Origin of the sequence: Cobetia sp. ICG0124 (assembly GCF_004006355.1) — a bacterium.
Lineage (GTDB): Bacteria > Pseudomonadota > Gammaproteobacteria > Pseudomonadales > Halomonadaceae > Cobetia > Cobetia marina.
Genome location: NZ_CP024893.1, coordinates 2,821,352 through 2,839,380, shown reverse-complemented (window position 1 = coordinate 2,839,380; position 18,029 = coordinate 2,821,352). Strand labels below are relative to the sequence as shown.

The window sequence follows — 18,029 nt, the reverse complement described above, 5'->3', positions numbered from 1 at the left end:
TATCATGTCCGATAAATCCGTACGTCATGCCGCCAGCATGTCGCTGGGCAGTGAAGGTGAAGCCTCTGCTGCCGGCGGTGTGCGCACCGCATCCCCTCTGTCCCTTGCGGGACGCCTGCGTCGCGCGCTGCCGTTTCTCGGCCCGGCGATGATCGCCGCCGTCGCCTACATCGACCCCGGCAACTTCGCGACCAACATCGAGGCCGGCTCCCGCTATGGCTATACCCTGCTGTGGGTGGTGCTGTGGGCCAACCTGATGGCGATGTTGATCCAGACCCTGTCCGCCCGGCTGGGGCTGGCCACCGGCAAGAATCTGGCGGAAGTCATCCGTGAGCGCTTCCCGCGTCCGGTGGTCTGGGCCTTCTGGGTGCAGGCGGAGATCGTGGCCATCGCCACCGATCTGGCCGAGTTTCTCGGCGCGGCGCTGGCCTTCAATCTGCTGTTCGGGCTCAGCATGCTGGAAGGGGCGCTGTTGACCGGTGCCATCACCTACGCGGTGCTGGTGATGCAGCGCTACGGCTTCCGCATGATGGAGATGATCATCGGGGCGATGATTCTGGCGGTGTCGGCGGGCTTCCTGCTCGAGATCATCCTCAGTCGTCCGCCGGTGGAGCCGATCATCTACGGCCTGCTGACACCAGGTTTCCCGGATAGCCATGCCATCTTCCTGGCGGCGGGTATCCTGGGTGCCACCGTGATGCCGCATGTCATCTACCTGCATTCCGCGCTGTCCCAGAACCGCATCCGGGTGCGTGACAGCGGTCAGCGTCGTCGCGTGATGGGTTACTACCGTCTCGATGTGATCATTGGCATGGCGCTGGCGGGGCTGATCAACATGGCGATGCTGGTGCTGGCCGCCAAGGTCTTCCATGGCAATGGTGAGACCGGCGTGGCTTCCATCACCGAGAGCTACAAGCTGCTGTCGCCGCTGATGGGCCAGAATGCCGCGAGCCTGATCTTCGGCTTCACGCTGCTGCTGGCGGGGCTGTCCTCGTCCATCGTCGGCACCCTGTCCGGGCAGGTGGTGATGCAGGGCTTCGTCAACTTCCGCATTCCGCTGTGGCTGCGCCGCGTGATCACCATGGCACCGGCCATCGCCATCATCCTGATGGGGCTGCCGGAGCAGCAGGTGCTGGTCGCAAGCCAGGTGGTACTCAGCTTCGGGATTCCCTTCGCGCTGGTGCCGCTGCTGATGTTCACCGCCAATCGCCGCCTGATGGGGGACCTGGTCAATCGGCACTGGGTGACGGCCATCGGCATGCTGGTGGCGGCGATCATCATCCTGCTCAATGGCTATGTGCTGGTCGGGGAGCTGATGTAGGGCAACGCCCCGGTTCGCGCCTCATTCGTGAGCGTTGGACCGGGGCGTTTCGCGTCGTGGGGCGGCAGAGGCCTCACTCGGGCCTGACACGGCAGGCAGGGCGTGGCTGGCCAGCAGGATCGCCTGCACCCGGCTGGCGACCCCCAGCTTGTGCAGGATGGCGGAGACATGCGACTTGACGGTGGTCTCCGCCACGCCCAGCTGCCAGGCGATCATCTTGTTGGACTCGCCCAGCACCATGCGCTCCAGCACGCCGCGCTGCTTGGTGGTGAGGGTCTGCCAGCGCCGCGCGAATTCAGCATCGCTGAGGCTCGGCGCCAGTCGGGGCGCTGGCGGTGGCACTGGTACCGATGATGCTGGTGCCGATGATGCTGATGCAGATGATGCTGAGAGCGGCGCTGGACGCGGCGCAGCGCGCATCAACTGGGCAGGCACGTAGACCTCCCCGGCCAGCATGCGTGCGAGGGCATCGCGCAGGGTCTGCGCCGAACTCGACTTGGACAGATACCCCACCGCACCGAGCGCCAATGCCTCGAGTACCGTCTCGCGCGCCTCGTGGGCGGAGAGAATCGCCACCGGCAGCCAGTCTGCCTCCTCGCGCAGGCGCGCCAGGCCTTCCAGGCCGTGGCTGTCGGGCAGGTCGAGATCCAGCAGCAGCAGGTCGAGACTGTCAGCATGATGAGCGATCACGCTGAGCGCTTCCTCGAGACTGGCGGCCTGCAGCAGCTCGTATTCTGGCGTAGAGCCGTCAGCGACGGCCAGATTCAGGGTACGACTGATGGCATCACGGAACAGCGGATGGTCATCCGCGATCAGCAGACGGTACATGAAGGCTCCTGGCCGGTCGTTGGCGTCCTGATCATGACCTTGCTGACAATAGCTACCCTGAGCATAACGTCATGGCGTGGTGTCGTGCCTTGCGGCCTTCGCGGTATGGCTCTCCCTTTTCTCCTCCCAAGGGATGAGACGGTTTCCGCCCATGGGCGCATGTCGCGAATGCCACAAGTGAACAAGACTGTGAGGGTCGCCTGATCAAGCAGTTCTTGATGCAGGTTCGCCATGATCTACGCCTCCCCGGGCAGCGCCGACGCGCTGGTCACGTTCAAGGACACCTACGGCAATTACATCGGCGGGCGTTTCGTCGAGCCGGTCAAGGGGGAATATTTCGACAATGTCAGTCCGGTGACGGGTGAGGTGTTCTGCCGTATCCCGCGCTCGAGTGCGGAAGACATCGATCTCGCGCTGGACGCCGCCCACAAGGCAGCCCCCGCCTGGGGCAAGACCTCGGTGCAGGAGCGCTCCAACATCCTGCTCAGGATCGCGGATCGCATCGAGCAGAATCTCGAGATGCTGGCGGTCGCCGAGACCTGGGACAACGGCAAGGCGGTGCGCGAGACGCTGAACGCTGATATCCCGCTGGCAGCGGATCATTTCCGCTACTTCGCCGGTTGCCTGCGCTCCCAGGAGGGCACCGCGGCGGACATCGATGCCAATACCGTCTCCTATCACTTCCACGAGCCGCTGGGGGTGGTGGGGCAGATCATCCCGTGGAACTTCCCGATCCTGATGGCGGCCTGGAAGCTCGGCCCGGCGCTGGCGGCGGGCAACTGCGTGGTGCTCAAGCCGGCGGAACAGACCCCGGCCTCGATCCTGGTGCTGGCGGAACTGATCAATGACCTGCTGCCGGCAGGGGTGCTCAACATCGTCAACGGCTATGGCGCCGAGGCCGGACAGGCACTGGCGACCAGCAAGCGCATCGCCAAGATCGCCTTCACCGGTTCCACCCCCGTGGGCTCGCACATCCTCAAGTGCGCCGCGGAGACCATCATTCCCTCCACGGTGGAGCTGGGCGGCAAGTCCCCCAACATCTACTTCGCCGACATCATGAATGCCGAGCCCGAGTTCATCGACAAGGCTGCCGAAGGGCTGGTGCTGGCGTTCTTCAATCAGGGCGAGGTGTGCACCTGCCCGTCACGCGCCCTGATCCAGGAAAGCATCTACGACGACTTCATGGCCCGTGTGATGGAGCGCGTGAAGACCATCAAGCGCGGCAATCCGCTGGATACCGACGTGCAGGTCGGCGCCCAGGCATCTCGCGAGCAGTTCGACAAGATCATGTCCTACATGGATATCGCCCGTGAGGAGGGGGCCGAGGTGCTCACCGGCGGCAGCAGCGAGCAGCTGGAGAACGAGCTGGCCAACGGCTATTACATCCAGCCGACCCTGCTGAAGGGCCACAACGCGATGCGTGTCTTCCAGGAGGAGATCTTCGGACCGGTGGTCGCCGTCACCACCTTCCGCGACGAGGCCGAGGCGCTGGCCATCGCCAATGATACCGAATTCGGTCTCGGCGCCGGTGTCTGGAGTCGCGACATGAACGTCGCCTTCCGCATGGGCCGCGGTATCCAGGCCGGTCGCGTGTGGACCAACTGCTACCACCAGTATCCCGCCCATGCCGCCTTCGGTGGCTACAAGAAATCCGGTGTCGGTCGCGAGACCCACAAGATGGCACTGGAACACTACCAGCAGACCAAGAACCTGCTGGTCAGCTACGACATCAATCCGCTCGGCTTCTTCTAGGCCTGTCCGTCAGCGCCACCGAGGCTAGTGGCGCTGAATCCACCTCCCGAAGGTTCGTCTTTCGACAATGAATGAGGAGTCCATCATGGATAACAGCATGAAAGCCGCCGTGGTACGTGAATTCGGTGCACCGCTGGTGATCGAGGAAGTCGCGGTACCGCGACCAGGGCGTGGCGAGATTCTGGTCGAGGTCGCCGCCTCCGGGGTCTGTCATACCGACCTGCACGCCGCGCATGGCGACTGGCCGGTGAAGCCCAACCCACCGTTCATCCCGGGACATGAGGGAGTGGGGACCATCGCGGCGGTGGGCGAGGGTGTGACCCACGTCAAGGAAGGCGACCGGGTCGGGGTGCCCTGGCTCTACTCGGCCTGTGGCCATTGCGAGCACTGTCTGGGAGGGTGGGAGACGCTGTGCGAGAGCCAGCAGAACACCGGCTATTCGGTGAATGGCGGCTTTGCCCAGTACACGCTGGCGGATGCCGGCTACGTGGGGCGTCTGCCGGACAGCGTGGGCTTCGTGGAGATCGCGCCGGTGCTGTGTGCCGGGGTCACGGTCTACAAGGGGCTCAAGATGACCGACACTCGCCCCGGTCAGTGGGTGGTGATCTCGGGGATCGGCGGGTTGGGTCACATGGCGGTGCAGTACGCCCGCGCCATGGGCCTGAACGTGGCGGCGGTGGATGTCGATGATGCCAAGCTGGATCTGGCCCGCCGTCTGGGGGCCACCGTGACCGTGAATGCCATGAAGGAAGATCCGGCAGCCGTCATCAAGCGCGAGATCGGCGGCGCGCACGGCGCACTGGTGACGGCGGTGTCGCCCAAGGCCTTCGATCAGGCCCAGAACATGCTGCGCCGTGGCGGTACCCTGGTGCTCAACGGCCTGCCGCCGGGTGACTTCCCGCTGCCGATCTTCTCCACGGTGCTCAACGGCATCACGGTGCGTGGCTCCATCGTCGGTACGCGTCAGGACCTGCAGGAGGCGCTGGACTTCGCCGCGGAAGGCAAGGTCGCGGCCACCGTGCAGACCGGCAGGCTCGAGGACATCAATGACATCTTCGGGCGCATGATCGACGGCAAGATCGAAGGGCGCATCGTGCTCGACATGAAGTCTTGAGGCGTTCACTGTCCTGAACTTAGGCGGCAGGAGACTAGACACGACAACGCCAGCCCTCGGGCTGGCGTTGTCGTGTCTGGCATGGCCGTGTGCGTCAACTCTTACGCGGGCACTTCAAGGAGCTCTCCATGACGAGCTCGGGCTTCTGCTCATACCGTGCCGAATTTCTCGTTCTCACCCATGTCCGGGGTGTGGTCCTTGTCGAGGTTGGCGCGCGCAATCTCATAGAGTTGATACGCCTTGCTCTCCTTGGCCTTCCAGTGCTCACCGGATTGCACCTTGACCTCCAGCAGAGTGACATCGGGGTCATCCTTGCCTTCCGGGAACCAGGCGGCCACGAACGGATTCCAGAACTTGTCGATCAGGCCCTGATCGCGGTGCAGATTGGCATGACCGCTCAGCGACACATAGACGCCATCATCCTGATCGGAAAAGCTCAGGCAGACCTCGCTGTCCTTCTTTGCTTCAAACACCTTCTCGGCACTGGCTCGCGTGAAGAACCACAGGGTGCCGTCATAGTCATCCTGCACCAGATGCATCGGGCGGGCATGTGGCATGCCGTCACCCTGCGTCACCAACATGCCGACCTTCACATCCTTGATCAGCTTCCAGATCTTCTGCTTGTGCTCCGGGCTCGACATCGTGTGTCACTCCTTTGCCTCATGCGAATGAAAATCCGGCTGGCTAGCCGTTGAACAAGACCTTGGAGCGACACCCCGCAACTTCAAGGGATGATGGTGAAGCTTTCACTTGATGAGTCAGCACTTGATGAATCAGCGCTTGATCAATCGGGGCTTGATTCAGGCGCCCGGGCGGCTCACTGCGCTGCCGGTGCCTGCCAGGCCTCGCTGCCCCACAGCGGCACGCTGCTCAGCGCATGCTTGAAGCTACCGCTGGTTTCCTTGGTGCTGTAGGCGATGTAGAGCAGGCTCTGGGAGTCACGGTCCAGAATGCGCCGGATCTTGAGGCTCTTGAGCAGCACGCTCTTGGACTTGCGATAGACCTCCTCGCCACTCTTGGAGGTGTCGATGTCGGCGAGCATCGCCGGGGTGATCGGGCCGGTCTGGCGGCAGGCGATGCTCATGTCGGAGGGGTCGGAGAAATCGAGATTCGCCTCGATGTTGCTCAGGTGACAGGTCACGCCCGGCACCTTGGGGTCGATCAGGCTCTCGATCTTGATGTCCTTGGTGGTGAACAGGCCCAGCGAGACATCCCCGACCTCATTGTCGTCACAGCCGGCCAGCAGCAGGCCAGAGGCGATCACGCCCAGCAGGGCGGCACGAGGGGATAGGCGGCGCAGTCGAGTCATGGGGTCATCCTTGAGTCAGTGGGGCCTCACTCATCGCCGAAGACGTGCAGATTCAGCAGGTGGGAGCTGCCCAGCCACATCACGCCCTGGGTGTGATCAAAGAGATCATCACCGGTTCCGGCGTGCACGAAGATGTCCAGCGTGCCGCGATTGAGCGCCAGCCACGGGATGATGCGCCCGAAGTCTTCGGGAGCGAAGGACAGCTGACAGCTCCACAGCGGGTGCGGGCCTACCGGCTGCTCATGGAAGCGACCGACGCGCAGCGGAAAGTGCTGCTCGGCGCGGGCCGCCAGCTCGCGAGCGGCGGCCAGACTCTGCTCATCGGTGTAGTAGAGATGTGCGTGGTAGTAGTGGATCTGCGGTGTCATGGCGTTGCCCCGGTCATTCTCGATCAGCCCCAGGCCTTGTAGATCAGCTGCACGCCGACCAGCGCCATCGCGAGGATGATCAGGCGGAAGAACAGCTTCTCGTTGACGCGGGATTGCAGCCACAGGCCGCTCCTGACACCTGCCCAGGCCACCGGCACCAGCAGCAGCGAGGTGGACAGACTGGTGAGGTTGACCTCGCCCAGCGCCACGTAGGGGCCCAGCTTCATCAGATTCATGCCTGCGAAGATGATCACCGTGGTGGCGATGAAGGTCTCCTTGGGATGCTGACGCGGAATCATGTACAGGTTGTAGGGCGGGGCACCGGCGTGGGCGAAGAAACTGGTGAAGCCGGCCGTGGCACCGGCAGGAATGGCCAGCCAGCGCGGCAGCGGGTTCCTCGCGGTGGGCTTGAACAGCATGTAGGCGGCGAACAGCAGCGAGATGACGCCCAGCAAGCCACGAATCATGTTCTCGTTCAGCTCATCGAACAGCACCACGCCCACCGCGATGCCGATGGCGGCGCTGGGCAGGATGATGCGCACCTCCGACCACAGCTGCTTGCCCCACCAGGCGCGAGCGCTGAGAAAGTCCATCACGATCAACAGCGGCAGCAGGATGCCGGCCGCTTCCAGCGGACCGATGGCGAGTGCCATCAGCGGCACGGAAAGCGAGCCGAACCCGCCGGCGAAGCCGCCCTTGGAGATGCCGGTCAGGTAGGTCGAGAAGACGATCACGCTCCAGGCCAGGGCGGAGTAATCGGGCAGGGTCAGCAGAGAGTCGAGAAGATCGGTCACGGGCCATTGTTGAACAATTCCGTCCGGTCTTCATCCCGACACGCTGCAATGAAGTCTTTCCCTTGACGCACCAATGCGCTAAAAGGCGCATGTCGCACAGTGTTTTCTTTCGAGACACTGGGCGAGCAGCCTGATCTGGCAGGAGCTGTCACGACGCCTGTCGCTCGTTGGTCGAACAATCTCTGAGGTGGCGATGTCACGCGCTCCATTTGAAATCAGCGGTACCCGCATCGCGCCGGGAACGCGGGCCCAGGTCGATGTGCCTGTCGCCAAGCTCTACACCCACGCGCCGTTGCATATCCCCGTCGAGGTGGTGCATGGCCGTCAGCCCGGCCCGGTGCTGCTGGTGTGTGGTGCCATCCATGGCGACGAGATCAACGGTGTCGAGATCGTGCGTCGCCTGCTCAAGAGTTCCAGCCTCGCGCGGCTGCGCGGCACCTTGATCGCGGTGCCCATCGTCAACGTCTTCGGCTTCGTGCAGCACACGCGCTACCTGCCGGACCGCCGGGACCTCAACCGCTGCTTCCCGGGCAGCGAGAGCGGTTCGCTGGGCTCGCGGGTGGCGGCGCTGTTCCGTGAGCAGATCGCCGATCAGGCCACCCACATCATCGACCTGCACACCGGCGCGATTCATCGCACCAACCTGCCGCAGATTCGCGCCACCATGAGCGGCAGCGACGCCACGCGCCAGATGGCGGATGCCTTCGGTGCACCGGTACTGCTGAACGCCGAGCTGCGTGAAGGCAGCCTGCGCGCCTATGCCAGTGGCCGTGGCGTGCCGGTCATCACCTATGAGGCCGGCGAGGCGCTGCGCTTCGATGAGTGGGCGATTCGTCCGGGTGTCAGCGGCGTGAAGCGCGTGATGCGCTCCATCGGCATGCTGGCCAAGGACCGCGACCGCAAGCCCAGCTCCCGCGCGGTGGAGATGTCCAACGGCTCCAGCTGGGCGCGCGCCTCCATCGATGGCATCGTCCAGAGCCGCGTGGGTCTGGGAGACCGCGTCGAGAAGCATCAGGTGCTGGGCATCGTCGCCGACCCCTTCGGCAACAGCGAAAGCGAGGTGCTGTCGCCGGCGGATGGCATCATCATCGGTATGGCCAATCTGCCGCTGGCCAACGAGGGCGAGGCGCTCTATCACGTGGCGCGCTTCCATGCGATCGATGATGCCGAGAGCGCCGTCGACAACTTCCAGCAGCTGTTCGTGCCGGACTCCATCTGTCGTCGCCAGTGAAGATGACGACGACTGCGAGATCAGCCGTGGCTGGTCTGGGGCTCGAGCGGGCCGTCATGACGCGATTCCGCGCCGTGCATCCAGTCGACCAGCTTGCCGGCGAACACCAGCAACAGCAGGCCGCCGAGCACGCCGGTGATGGCGATGCCACCGAACACGCTCATGGCGCCGGCTTCGCCGACCAGCGAGCCGATCATCCCGGCCAGGTAGTTGGCCAGTGCCACGAAGGCGAACCAGGCGCCCATCATCAGCGCGCCCATGCGAACCGGCGACAGCTTGGTGACCATCGACAGCCCCACCGGCGACAGGCACAGCTCGCCCAGGGTGTGGAAGAAGAAGGCACCGACCAGCCACATCATCGAGGCGCTGCCCGCAGATTTCTGCTCCAGCACCGCGCCGATCATGCACACGAAACCGATGCCGAGGGCGATCAGGCCGAAGGCGAACTTGACCGGTGAGCTGGGCTCGCGGTCATTCATGCGTGTCCACAGTCCCGCCAGCAGTGGCGAGAGCAGGATGATGAACAGCGGGTTGAGCGACTGGAACCAGGCCGCCGGGACTTCAAAGCCCATCAGCATGCGGTCGGTGTAGTCCTGCGCGTACAGTGCCATCAGGCCGCCGCCCTGCTCGAAACCGGCCCAGAACAGGATGGTGAACAGACCCAGCACCAGGATGACCTTGATGCGATCGCGCTCCTCGCGGCTCAGCGGTGTCCTGGTGGTGCTCCTCTTGCTCAGGCGAGCCTCGCGTCTGGCGCTGGGCTCCACGCCGAGCTCGCCCAGATGGCGTGGCGCGAAGATCAGCTGGATGGCGACCGCCAGCAGCATGCCGATACCCGCCACTAGGAAGCCGGCGTTCCAGCCATAGCCTTCGGCCATGGAGCCCGCGACGATACCTGACAGCAGCGCACCGAGGTTGATGCCCATGTAGAAGATGGTGAAGGCGCCATCACGACGGTGATCGCCCTGTGGATAGAGATCGCCGACCATCGTCGAGATGTTGGGCTTGAACAGGCCGTTGCCGACGATCAGCAGGCCGAGACCGACGTACAGCAGCATCTCGGCATCCAGACCACTCATGTCCGGTGGCACGGCCAGCACGAACTGGCCGGCCGCCATGATCAGACCCCCGATCAGAATCGCGCGGCGTGCGCCCAGCCAGTTGTCCGCCAGTGCGCCGCCGAACATCGGCGTGATGTATACCAGCCCCGTGAAGATGCCATACAGCTGCAGGGCATCGCCCTGATTCCAGCCCAGCCCGCCGCTGGTGACGGCATCGGTGAGATAGAGCACCAGCAGGGCGCGCATGGCGTAGTAGGAGAAGCGTTCCCACAGTTCCGTGGAGAACAGCAGATAGAGTCCGGCCGGGTGCCCGAACAGCTCACGGCTGTTGGCTCCGGAGGGGGAGGATGTGGACATGGAACCTCGAAGGATGTGTCAGCATGAGCAGCGCAGTCCGTGATGGGGGACTGCATGGACCGGTCCACAGGTCTGTGGGGGAAGCCGGTGACGGAGCCGGGTGACGGAGCCGTTGTATGGCCGTCAACACGTCAGCACGACGTGACGATGACGTGACCTGTTGTTGTCCGCATGGTCAGTCATTCTGCGCGAGACGCCCTTGTCAGACAATCAAACGAAAGTCATGCATGTCATTGGTATTAAAGGAGTTATCAGCTTATACAGCGACGCAGGGTTGCGTGATCAGGCCTGTTCGACCTGTGTCTCGGGCCGGTGCTCCGGCACGCGGGCCATGGCGTCATCGATCACCTCGATGCCCGCGCCCGGCTTGTGGGCGTTCTCGGAGACATGGCGGCGGAACTGGCGTCCGCCCGGCTGGCCCTGGAACAGCCCCAGCAGATGGCGGCTGATGTGATTGAGGCGCACGCCCTCGGCGAGACGCTTCTCGATGTAGGGGCGGAAGGCACGCAGCGCATCGTGGCGGCTGGTGTGCGGGTTCTCGGCCTCGCCGTACAGCTCGCTGTCCACCGTCGCCAGCAACCAGGGGTTGTGGTACGCCTCACGGCCGACCATCACGCTGTCGACATGCTCCAGCTGCTCGTGCAGCTCATCCATCTGCTTGAGACCGCCGTTGATGCCGATATGCAAGGACGGGTGCGCCTGCTTGAGACGGTGCACGCGGCCGTAGTTCAGCGGCGGCACATCGCGGTTCTCCTTCGGCGACAGGCCCTGCAGCCACGCCTTGCGTGCATGCACGCTGAATGTGTCGCAGCCGGCGTCGGCCACGGTGCTGATGAAGCGCTCGAGATCGGCGTCCTCATCCTGATCATCGATCCCGATGCGGCACTTCACCGTCACCGGAATCTTCACCTGCGCCTGCATCGCCGCCACGCATTTGGCCACCAGCTCCGGATGCCCCATCAGGCAGGCACCGATCATGTTGTTCTGCACGCGATCGCTCGGGCAGCCGACATTCAGGTTCACCTCGTCGTAGCCCCAGCTCTCGGCGATCGCCGCACACTCGGCCAGCGCCTGAGGGTCGCTGCCGCCCAGCTGCAACGCCAGCGGATGCTCCGTCTCGTCGTGACCGAGGAAGCGCTCGCGGTCCGGATTGAACAGCAATGCCCCGGTGGTCACCATCTCCGTGTACAGCAGCGTACGCCGGCTCAACACGCGCGCGAAGGCGCGGTAGTCACGGGTCGTCCATTCCATCATCGGCGCAACGGAAAAGGTGCGGTCAATCGGTGTCATCGGCATGGCAGTCATATCGGCTGGTGTGGGAGCAGGGGACGGAGCATCAGGTGCAGTTCAGCGCCTCGATATCCTGGGCGATGTCTTCGGCGAGCTGGCGGACGGCGTCGCTTTCGCCTTCACGCTGGGCGTAGGCGCGCAGGCCCATGACTTCGGCCTGCAGGCGGCGACCGAGACGTTCCGGTTGGTGCGCGGGGCGCTCGGGGTCGACGAGTTCACCGGCGTCGCGGGCGTCCGCGAAGGCCTGGCGGAAGCGGGCTTCCATGCCGGCGAGCAGTGTCTCGACCTTGTCGCGGGCGGCCTGTTCGCGCTCACCGAGTTCCAGCAGGCTCTTGGCCAGCATGCAGGCGCGTGACGGGACTTCGCTGTCACGCAGTCCGCCGAGCTTGCGGATGTAGGCGGCGAGGGCGGTCAAGGGCGAGTCGTGGCTGGCCATCAGGCTTTCCATCTCGCGCAGGCTGCGCGCGGAGTAGCACTCCAGCGCTTCCTGGAAGAGGCCATCCTTGCTGCCGAAGGTGGCGTAGATGCTGCCGGGACGCATGTCGAGCGCGCGCTCGATGTCCTTCAGCGAAGTGGCATGAAAGCCCTTCTGCCAGAAGAGATTCAGCGCCCGGTCGAGGGAGTCCTGGCGGTTGTGCAAGGTCGCGCGTGGCATGGCTGTCCTGACGATGGGGCTCGCGAGTGTCGCCTGACTCCACACAGTGTGGAGGGGAGGCTGGTCCCGAGGAGCAAGGTATTGAGTGAGTACTCAATTTTAACTTGAATGACCGCTCAAATCCAGCTAGTGTGTCCCACGACAACGTAGTGAAGCGCATGAGCAGGTCTTTTTTTGAGCAATTGCTCATCATCACGGGTAGCGACGACGTTCACGACGCCTCCCCAGCCCTGCCAATGCGCTCATCTCGTCCATCATATTGAAGGAGTCATCATGACCGATTTCACGCTGCACACTGCCGATACCGCCCCGCAGGACAGCAAGCCGCTGCTCGACAAGTCCGTCAAGGCCTTCGGCATGGTGCCGGGTCTGCACGCGGTGATGGCAGAGGCGCCGGGCCTGCTGGAAGGCTATCAGGTGCTGCACCAGCTGTTCCTCGACAGCAGCTTCAATGATGAAGAGACCACCGTGGTGTGGCAGACCATCAATGTCGAGCACAACTGTCACTATTGCGTGCCGGCACACACCGGTATCGCCAAGGCGATGAAGGTGGATGACGCCATCACCGAGGCGCTGCGCAACGAGACGCCGCTGCCGACCGAGCGCCTGGAAGCCCTGCGCACCTTCACGCTGGCCGTGGTGCGTGAGCGTGGTTTCGTCGATGACGCTACCGTGCAGACCTTCCTCGATGCCGGCTACACCAAGCGCAACGTGCTGGAAGTGGTTCTTGGCCTGTCCCAGAAGGTGATGAGCAACTACACCAATCACCTGGCCGAGACGCCGATCGACGAGCCGTTCAAGAAGTTTGAATGGCACAAGCAAGGCTGAAGCCGCAATCTTAATGAAAATATTTCTCATTAGTGTTGACGGACGCGTGCTCGCGACCTAATCTGGGGCCATCGCTTCCCCGCCATGGGCAGCGGTGCCCCGGTCAGTGGAGTCAGGCCCCTTTCCGGGAGGCTTCTCATCAGACGTTTTACGGTCCTTGCCAGCGGCTCCCCTCACGGGTGAGCCGCTTTTTTCATGCGCAAAAAAAGACGCCTCCTTCGCTTGCACGAGGGAGGCGTCCGGAAGCGCTTCTCGAGTCATTCGCTTTCCCTCTGCCAATGACAGGGAGGAAGGCTTGCGAGTCGAGCGGTGCTTCGTGCCCGCCAGAGTGTGGATGTCAGGTCCGAGGCGGGCGTCTCATCAGGCCAGTCACGACCTTGATATTCTGGCGGCATGATACGTCAGCTCATCGATGGAGGCCAGCCGTGATGGTGAGATAAACGCTGTCTCAATGGTTAATGAAAATAATTCTCATTGGTATTGACGGACGATCTGTCAGGGCATAATCTTGGGTCATCGTTTCCCGCCATGGAACGCGATGGCCAGAACAGCGGAGTCAGGCCCCTGCTTCAGAGTTTCTCCTCATCAAGCTAGTCACGGTCTTCGGGCGACTCTTCGAGTCGCCCTTTTTCGGCGAGGCGCCGCAGCTCGCCGACAGCCATGAGCAGGCCAGCGCCCTGCATGCCGAGCGGCTGGCCAGTGATGAGCTGGCACCTCCGGTACTGGTGCGTGGCGATGTGCTGTGGATCGACCTCTGCCAGCCCGATGAGGCCGAGCAGCGCTGGGTGAGCGAGCAGTTCAGCGTGGAGCTGCCGAAGATCGAGGAGCTCGAGGAGATCGAGTCGTCCTCGCGATTCTATCTGGCCGGCGATGGCATCCATGTCGTCTCGCTGTTTCCCCATCGCAGGGGGCGCGAACCGCAGACCGCCAACGTCGCCTTCCATCTGCACGGGCGGCAGCTGATCAGCATGCGTCACGAGGAGATCGGGCTGTTGCGGCTGTTCCGCAATCATCTGCGTCGCCAGCGCCTGAGTCCCCAGGATGGCTGGGACGTGCTGCTGGCATTGCTGGCGATGAAGGTCGATTACCTGGCCGATGAGATCGAGGACATCTATCGCGCGCTGGAGGTACTGGGCAAGCAGGCGGTGCACCCTGAATCGCTGGAGGACACCCTGCATGGCATCCTGCTGCAGGAGCGCTACAACGACAAGGTGCGCCAGGCCCTGCTGGACAGTCAGCGGCTGTTGCGTCAGCTGACGCGCCATCTGCCCGCCGAGCCGCATCACAAGGCTCGGCGTCAGGAAATTCGCGACATGCTGCGCGATGTGGATTCGCTCAATCCGCACACCACCTTCATCTTCGAGAAGGTCAACTTCCTGCTGGATGCCTCGATCGGTTTCACCAACCTCGACCAGAGCCGCATCATCAAGATCTTCTCGGTCGCGGCAGTGGTGTTCATGCCACCGACCCTGATCGCCAGCATCTACGGCATGAACTTCCACTGGATGCCGGAGCTGGACAAGGACTGGGGCTATCCCTTCGCGCTGTGCCTGATGGGGGCATCGGCTCTCTCGACCTACCTGTTCTTCAAGTGGAAGAAGTGGTTGTAAGTCGCTGATCAATGGCAAAAAAAAAGCGCCTGGCGTCGTGAGACGGCCAGGCGCGCAAATAGCTTGCATTACTACACTGAAGATCGCCACCGAGGCCCGGGATGGGCCGACGGCGAAACCGCGCGTGCGGGTGTCGCCATGCAGACCAGTCACCGGGACCCGGTGGGATGAGCAGTGCAACTACCTGAGCGCGAACCTGAATCGCCTGACTGCGCCACGCAGGCCAGACGCTTCACGGTCTAGTCCGGAAGCAGACGGTCGATGCCGCGACGCGTCTGCTCCCGCATGTTCGAGGTGCCCAGTATAGGGCGACGCGCTTTGGAGAATAAGCGCGTACAATCGAAAACTAGGGTTTCCAATATGGAAACATGATGGCGACGCTTGATGCTCTGCGGGTCTTCGTCGAGGTGGTACGAGCGGCGAGCTTCACGGCAGCCGCGAGACGCCTGGGAATTTCCAAGTCGCTGGCGTCCAAGCGCGTGGCGGCACTGGAGGAGCAGCTGGGGGTGAGTCTGATCAATCGCTCGACCCGCAAGTTGCACCTCACCGAGGCGGGGCGCATCTATTACGAGCACGGGCTGCGCATCCGCGAGGAGCTGGAATCCGCCGAGGCGCGGGTGCAGTCCGTCACCTCCCAGCCGATGGGCCAGCTCAAGGTCTCGGCGCAGGTGTCGTTCGGCTTCATGTATCTGGCCGCCCCGACCACCGCCTTCATGCGCCGTTATCCGGACGTCAGCGTCGAGATCCTGCTGGAGGATCAGCGCTTCGAGCCCATCGATGAGTCGGTGGATCTGGCGATTCGCATGGGACCGTTGCCGGATTCCTCGATGGTCTCGCGGCCTCTGTGCAAGGTGGTCTATGGCCTGTATGCGGCACCGGATTATCTGGCGCGCGTCAATGCCCCGCCGGTGCAGCCGCAGGACATCCGCGCCTTCGATACCATCTTCTACGGCAATTATGACCTGGGCGCTCACTGGCGCTTCACGCTCAACGGGCAGCCCTTCGATGTGGAGCCGGAGTCGCGGCTGGTGATCAACAATCTGCTCGGCGTGGTGGAGGCGGCCAAGGCCGGTTTCGGTCTCGCCTATCTGCCGACCTTCTCGGCCCGCGCAGCAGTGGAAAGCGGTGAACTGGTGCCATTGTTGCAGCCCTACTGGAACGAGCATGGCTCGATGGTGGTGCTGTTTCGCTCGCGCAAGTACCTGCCCGACAAGACGCGTGCCTATCTGGACTTCATCACCGAATGGTTTCAGGAGCACCTGCAGCTCTGATCGCCCCCGCTGCTTCCGTCACCAGTCGATCGGCTCGCCGGCCCAGTCACGGAAGCCGCCGCTGTCCTCTGGCGACAGCTCACCCGCCACCCGCAGCAGGCGACGCGCCACGTAGCCTGGCGTGAACAGCTTGTGCTCGGGGACCCGCGCCTGAAAGGGGGCCGAAAGCCCGGTATCGGTGGTGCCCGGATGCAGCGCGACCAACACAGCCTCGGGATTGCGGCGCGCGATCTCGATGGCGGCGGTCTTCAGCAGCATGTTGTGACTGGCCTTGCTGGCACGGTAGGCATACCAGCCGCCACTGCGGTTGTCGCTGATCGAGCCGACCCGCGCCGAGAGCGAGGCGAAGATCAGCGGCGTGCGCCGGCGCAGGCGTGGCGCGAGCATCCCCAGCAACAGGGCCGGGACGAAGGCATTGACCTGATGCAGGCGCGTCAGCGCGGCCATGTCGAGATCCTCGAGACGTTTCTCGGGCCACAGTGCCGCGTGCTGCTCAGTGGTGCGCGCCATCAGGCGTGCCAGCCGCGAGTCGGCCTGCAGTGTGGTCGGCGTGGCATCTTCCTTGAGTCTCCCTTCTTCCAGCAGTGCCAGACGCGCAAAGCGCTCAAGCCCCAGCGGCTGATGGGTGATCATGATCAGGCTGCGTCCCCGGCAGGCCGTGAGAATCGCGCTGATCACCCGCTCGGCACTCTCGCGATCCAGGCCTTCACAGGGCTCGTCGAGCAGCACGATCGGGGCGGGCGAGAGCAGCGCCCGTGCCACGCCGAAGCGACGCAGCTGGCCTCCGGACAGTGAACGGCCCCCCTCGTCCGGGAAACCGGCCAACCCCTGCGGCTGTCTGGCCAGCCACTCGCCAAGCCCCAGGCTTTCCAGCATGTGGATGAGTGTCGCATCACTGGCCTCAGGCGCGGCCAGGCGCAGATTGTCAGCGTAGCTTGCGCAGAACAGATGCGTGTCCTGCGGACAGACGGCGAAGCTTGCGCGCAGTGTGGCCTCGTCGAGCGACTCAAGCGCCACACCGCCCAGATGAATGCTGCCGGAATGGGGGGCATGGAAGCGGCTGAGCACTTCCAGCAGGGTGCTCTTGCCGCTGCCGGAGGGGCCAAGCAAGGCCAGATGCTCGCCCGCTGCCAGGCTCAGCGACAGCTGCTCGAGCACCTGAGTGTCGCCATGCGCGACATTCAGGTCATGGATCACCAGTTCATGCCCGACAGGCGTGGCGGCGGCGGAGTCCTCCGGAAACTGTGGCGCCGGGGTATCGGCCTGTACCTGGTTGAGGCGCGCGGCCGCCGACAGGCAGCGGCCCAGCCCCTGCCAGGCCAGCGGCAGGGGGGCGAGGGCTTCGAAGGCACCGAGGATCGCCAGCAGAAACAGCGCCAGCAGGCGGCCGTCGAGCAGCTCGCCGGCATGGGCGGTCACGTCACCGACAGCCGTCTGCGTCTGAGGCGCCATCTGCATGACGCCGAGCAGGGCGACCCCTGCCAGCGTCAGCCCCAGCAGCGTATGGCTCAGCCAGGTGGCCAGCGCCTGACGACGCGCCTGGGAGCGCTCGATGCGATCACGCTCGGCCTGTTGCTCCGCCAGGCTGGCAAGCTCTGCCTGCCAGCGTCCGTAGATGACCAGCTCGCCCAGGCCCTGCAGGCGCTCCAGCAGACGGGCACGCAGGTGACTGGCGGAGGCCTGATGGCGCATGGCATCGCGGCTGCCAAGATGCCAGGCCAGCCACGGCACCAGCCCCCCAGTCAGCGCCAGCCCCAGCACGGTGATCAGCGCCAATGTCGGCGCGAAGACACCGATCAGCGTACCGGCGGCGAGGATGGCACACACCGCCACCAGTGACGGAATCAGCACGCGCACATAGAGGCTGTCGAGAGCATCGATATCCGCGCCCAGACGCGTCATCAGCTCGCCCTGCCCGGCACGCTGCAGAGCGGCGGGGGAGAGGGGTTCGATGGCGTCGAACAGACGACGACGCAGGCTGGCCAGCAGGCGCAGCGTGCCTTCGTGGGTGGTGACGCGCTCGCCATAGCGTCCGGCGGTGCGCGCCAGTGCCAGTCCGCGCACGCCAGCTGCGGGAGTGAAGAAGTTGAAGGCCTGGGTGGCCGCGACGCTCACGCCGGCTACGGCAGTCGCGGAAAGAAACCATCCCGACAGCGCCAGCAGCCCGGTGGCTGCCAGCAGGGTGATCAGCGCCAGCAGGGCGCCGACACCCAGCCAGCCCCGGTGCTCGCGCATCAACG

General features: G+C 64.1%; 16 protein-coding genes. 7 read left to right on the top strand and 9 right to left on the bottom strand.

The genetic code is table 11. The features are described 5' to 3' along the window. Nucleotides 1–4 precede the first annotated feature (4 nt). Nucleotides 5–1,321 (top strand): Nramp family divalent metal transporter, encoded by a 1,317-nt coding sequence (locus CU110_RS13235; protein ID WP_240499598.1) that lies wholly within the window; start codon nt 5–7, stop codon nt 1,319–1,321. A 21-nt stretch (nt 1,322–1,342) separates the two neighbouring features. Here the strand turns inward: CU110_RS13235 and CU110_RS13230 are convergent, their stop codons facing one another. Continuing rightward, nucleotides 1,343–2,149 (bottom strand): response regulator transcription factor, encoded by an 807-nt coding sequence (locus CU110_RS13230; RefSeq protein ID WP_084209319.1) that lies wholly within the window; start codon nt 2,147–2,149, stop codon nt 1,343–1,345. 231 nt (nt 2,150–2,380) lie between these two features. On the opposite strand from CU110_RS13230, the gene CU110_RS13225 reads away from it, so the two are divergent. Together CU110_RS13225 and adhP are read left to right on the top strand one after the other, a co-directional pair. After that, nucleotides 2,381–3,901, top strand: coding sequence for an aldehyde dehydrogenase family protein (locus CU110_RS13225; protein ID WP_084209318.1), 1,521 nt, complete (start codon nt 2,381–2,383; stop codon nt 3,899–3,901). A gap of 85 nt (nt 3,902–3,986) precedes the next feature. Next, complete coding sequence (adhP, locus tag CU110_RS13220) at nt 3,987–5,015, top strand: alcohol dehydrogenase AdhP (protein WP_169477233.1); 1,029 nt, start codon at nt 3,987–3,989, stop codon at nt 5,013–5,015. A 149-nt stretch (nt 5,016–5,164) separates the two neighbouring features. Here the strand turns inward: adhP and CU110_RS13215 are convergent, their stop codons facing one another. The 4 genes from CU110_RS13215 to CU110_RS13200 all read right to left on the bottom strand — a co-directional run bounded on the left by CU110_RS13215 (nt 5,165) and on the right by CU110_RS13200 (nt 7,486). After that, entirely contained in the window at nt 5,165–5,656 is a 492-nt protein-coding gene (locus CU110_RS13215; RefSeq protein WP_084209317.1) for a pyridoxamine 5'-phosphate oxidase family protein, read from the bottom strand. 176 nt (nt 5,657–5,832) lie between these two features. Further along, entirely contained in the window at nt 5,833–6,324 is a 492-nt protein-coding gene (locus CU110_RS13210; protein ID WP_077379193.1) for a CreA family protein, read from the bottom strand. A 26-nt stretch (nt 6,325–6,350) separates the two neighbouring features. Continuing rightward, nucleotides 6,351–6,692 carry a DOPA 4,5-dioxygenase family protein gene (locus CU110_RS13205; RefSeq protein ID WP_084209316.1) on the bottom strand — a complete coding sequence of 114 codons (342 nt, stop codon included), beginning with the start codon at nt 6,690–6,692 and terminating at the stop codon, nt 6,351–6,353. A gap of 23 nt (nt 6,693–6,715) precedes the next feature. Continuing rightward, the gene (locus tag CU110_RS13200) at nt 6,716–7,486 is read right to left on the bottom strand and encodes a sulfite exporter TauE/SafE family protein (protein ID WP_240499597.1); all 771 of its coding nucleotides are present in this window, start codon (nt 7,484–7,486) and stop codon (nt 6,716–6,718) included. Between the two features lie 193 nt (nt 7,487–7,679). Between CU110_RS13200 and CU110_RS13195 the strand changes: the two genes are divergently transcribed. Then, nucleotides 7,680–8,717 (top strand): succinylglutamate desuccinylase/aspartoacylase family protein, encoded by a 1,038-nt coding sequence (locus CU110_RS13195; protein WP_127736287.1) that lies wholly within the window; start codon nt 7,680–7,682, stop codon nt 8,715–8,717. A 20-nt stretch (nt 8,718–8,737) separates the two neighbouring features. Here the strand turns inward: CU110_RS13195 and CU110_RS13190 are convergent, their stop codons facing one another. The 3 genes from CU110_RS13190 to CU110_RS13180 form a co-directional block, all read right to left on the bottom strand. After that, complete coding sequence (locus CU110_RS13190) at nt 8,738–10,135, bottom strand: peptide MFS transporter (RefSeq protein ID WP_084209315.1); 1,398 nt, start codon at nt 10,133–10,135, stop codon at nt 8,738–8,740. Nucleotides 10,136–10,417: 282 nt separating this feature from the next. Continuing rightward, nucleotides 10,418–11,425, bottom strand: coding sequence for a tRNA dihydrouridine(20/20a) synthase DusA (gene dusA, locus CU110_RS13185; protein WP_084209813.1), 1,008 nt, complete (start codon nt 11,423–11,425; stop codon nt 10,418–10,420). 46 nt (nt 11,426–11,471) lie between these two features. Then, a complete protein-coding gene (locus CU110_RS13180; RefSeq protein ID WP_127736283.1) occupies nt 11,472–12,080 on the bottom strand; it encodes a TetR/AcrR family transcriptional regulator in 609 nt (202 codons plus the stop codon). A 273-nt stretch (nt 12,081–12,353) separates the two neighbouring features. Between CU110_RS13180 and CU110_RS13175 the strand changes: the two genes are divergently transcribed. The 3 genes from CU110_RS13175 (at nt 12,354) to CU110_RS13165 (ending at nt 15,789) form a co-directional block, all read left to right on the top strand. Continuing rightward, complete coding sequence (locus CU110_RS13175; RefSeq protein ID WP_077379203.1) at nt 12,354–12,908, top strand: carboxymuconolactone decarboxylase family protein; 555 nt, start codon at nt 12,354–12,356, stop codon at nt 12,906–12,908. Between the two features lie 725 nt (nt 12,909–13,633). Then, a complete protein-coding gene (gene corA / locus CU110_RS13170; RefSeq protein ID WP_164850375.1) occupies nt 13,634–14,518 on the top strand; it encodes a magnesium/cobalt transporter CorA in 885 nt (294 codons plus the stop codon). Nucleotides 14,519–14,889: 371 nt separating this feature from the next. Continuing rightward, a complete protein-coding gene (locus CU110_RS13165; protein WP_043333112.1) occupies nt 14,890–15,789 on the top strand; it encodes a LysR family transcriptional regulator in 900 nt (299 codons plus the stop codon). 18 nt (nt 15,790–15,807) lie between these two features. Here the strand turns inward: CU110_RS13165 and cydC are convergent, their stop codons facing one another. Then, nucleotides 15,808–18,027: a thiol reductant ABC exporter subunit CydC gene (gene cydC, locus CU110_RS13160; protein WP_276317869.1), complete on the bottom strand. Its 2,220-nt coding sequence runs from the start codon at nt 18,025–18,027 to the stop codon at nt 15,808–15,810. Nucleotides 18,028–18,029: the final 2 nt, after the last annotated feature.

Bases quoted from the DNA above. Each gene is read 5' to 3' on its own strand.
- CU110_RS13235 (WP_240499598.1), top strand. From the start codon at position 5: ATGTCCGATAAATCCGTACGTCATGCCGCCAGCATGTCGCTGGGCAGT.
- CU110_RS13230 (WP_084209319.1), bottom strand. From the start codon at position 2,149: ATGTACCGTCTGCTGATCGCGGATGACCATCCGCTGTTCCGTGATGCC.
- CU110_RS13225 (WP_084209318.1), top strand. From the start codon at position 2,381: ATGATCTACGCCTCCCCGGGCAGCGCCGACGCGCTGGTCACGTTCAAG.
- adhP (WP_169477233.1), top strand. From the start codon at position 3,987: ATGGATAACAGCATGAAAGCCGCCGTGGTACGTGAATTCGGTGCACCG.
- CU110_RS13215 (WP_084209317.1), bottom strand. From the start codon at position 5,656: ATGTCGAGCCCGGAGCACAAGCAGAAGATCTGGAAGCTGATCAAGGAT.
- CU110_RS13210 (WP_077379193.1), bottom strand. From the start codon at position 6,324: ATGACTCGACTGCGCCGCCTATCCCCTCGTGCCGCCCTGCTGGGCGTG.
- CU110_RS13205 (WP_084209316.1), bottom strand. From the start codon at position 6,692: ATGACACCGCAGATCCACTACTACCACGCACATCTCTACTACACCGAT.
- CU110_RS13195 (WP_127736287.1), top strand. From the start codon at position 7,680: ATGTCACGCGCTCCATTTGAAATCAGCGGTACCCGCATCGCGCCGGGA.
- CU110_RS13190 (WP_084209315.1), bottom strand. From the start codon at position 10,135: ATGTCCACATCCTCCCCCTCCGGAGCCAACAGCCGTGAGCTGTTCGGG.
- dusA (WP_084209813.1), bottom strand. From the start codon at position 11,425: ATGACACCGATTGACCGCACCTTTTCCGTTGCGCCGATGATGGAATGG.
- CU110_RS13180 (WP_127736283.1), bottom strand. From the start codon at position 12,080: ATGCCACGCGCGACCTTGCACAACCGCCAGGACTCCCTCGACCGGGCG.
- CU110_RS13175 (WP_077379203.1), top strand. From the start codon at position 12,354: ATGACCGATTTCACGCTGCACACTGCCGATACCGCCCCGCAGGACAGC.
- CU110_RS13165 (WP_043333112.1), top strand. From the start codon at position 14,890: ATGGCGACGCTTGATGCTCTGCGGGTCTTCGTCGAGGTGGTACGAGCG.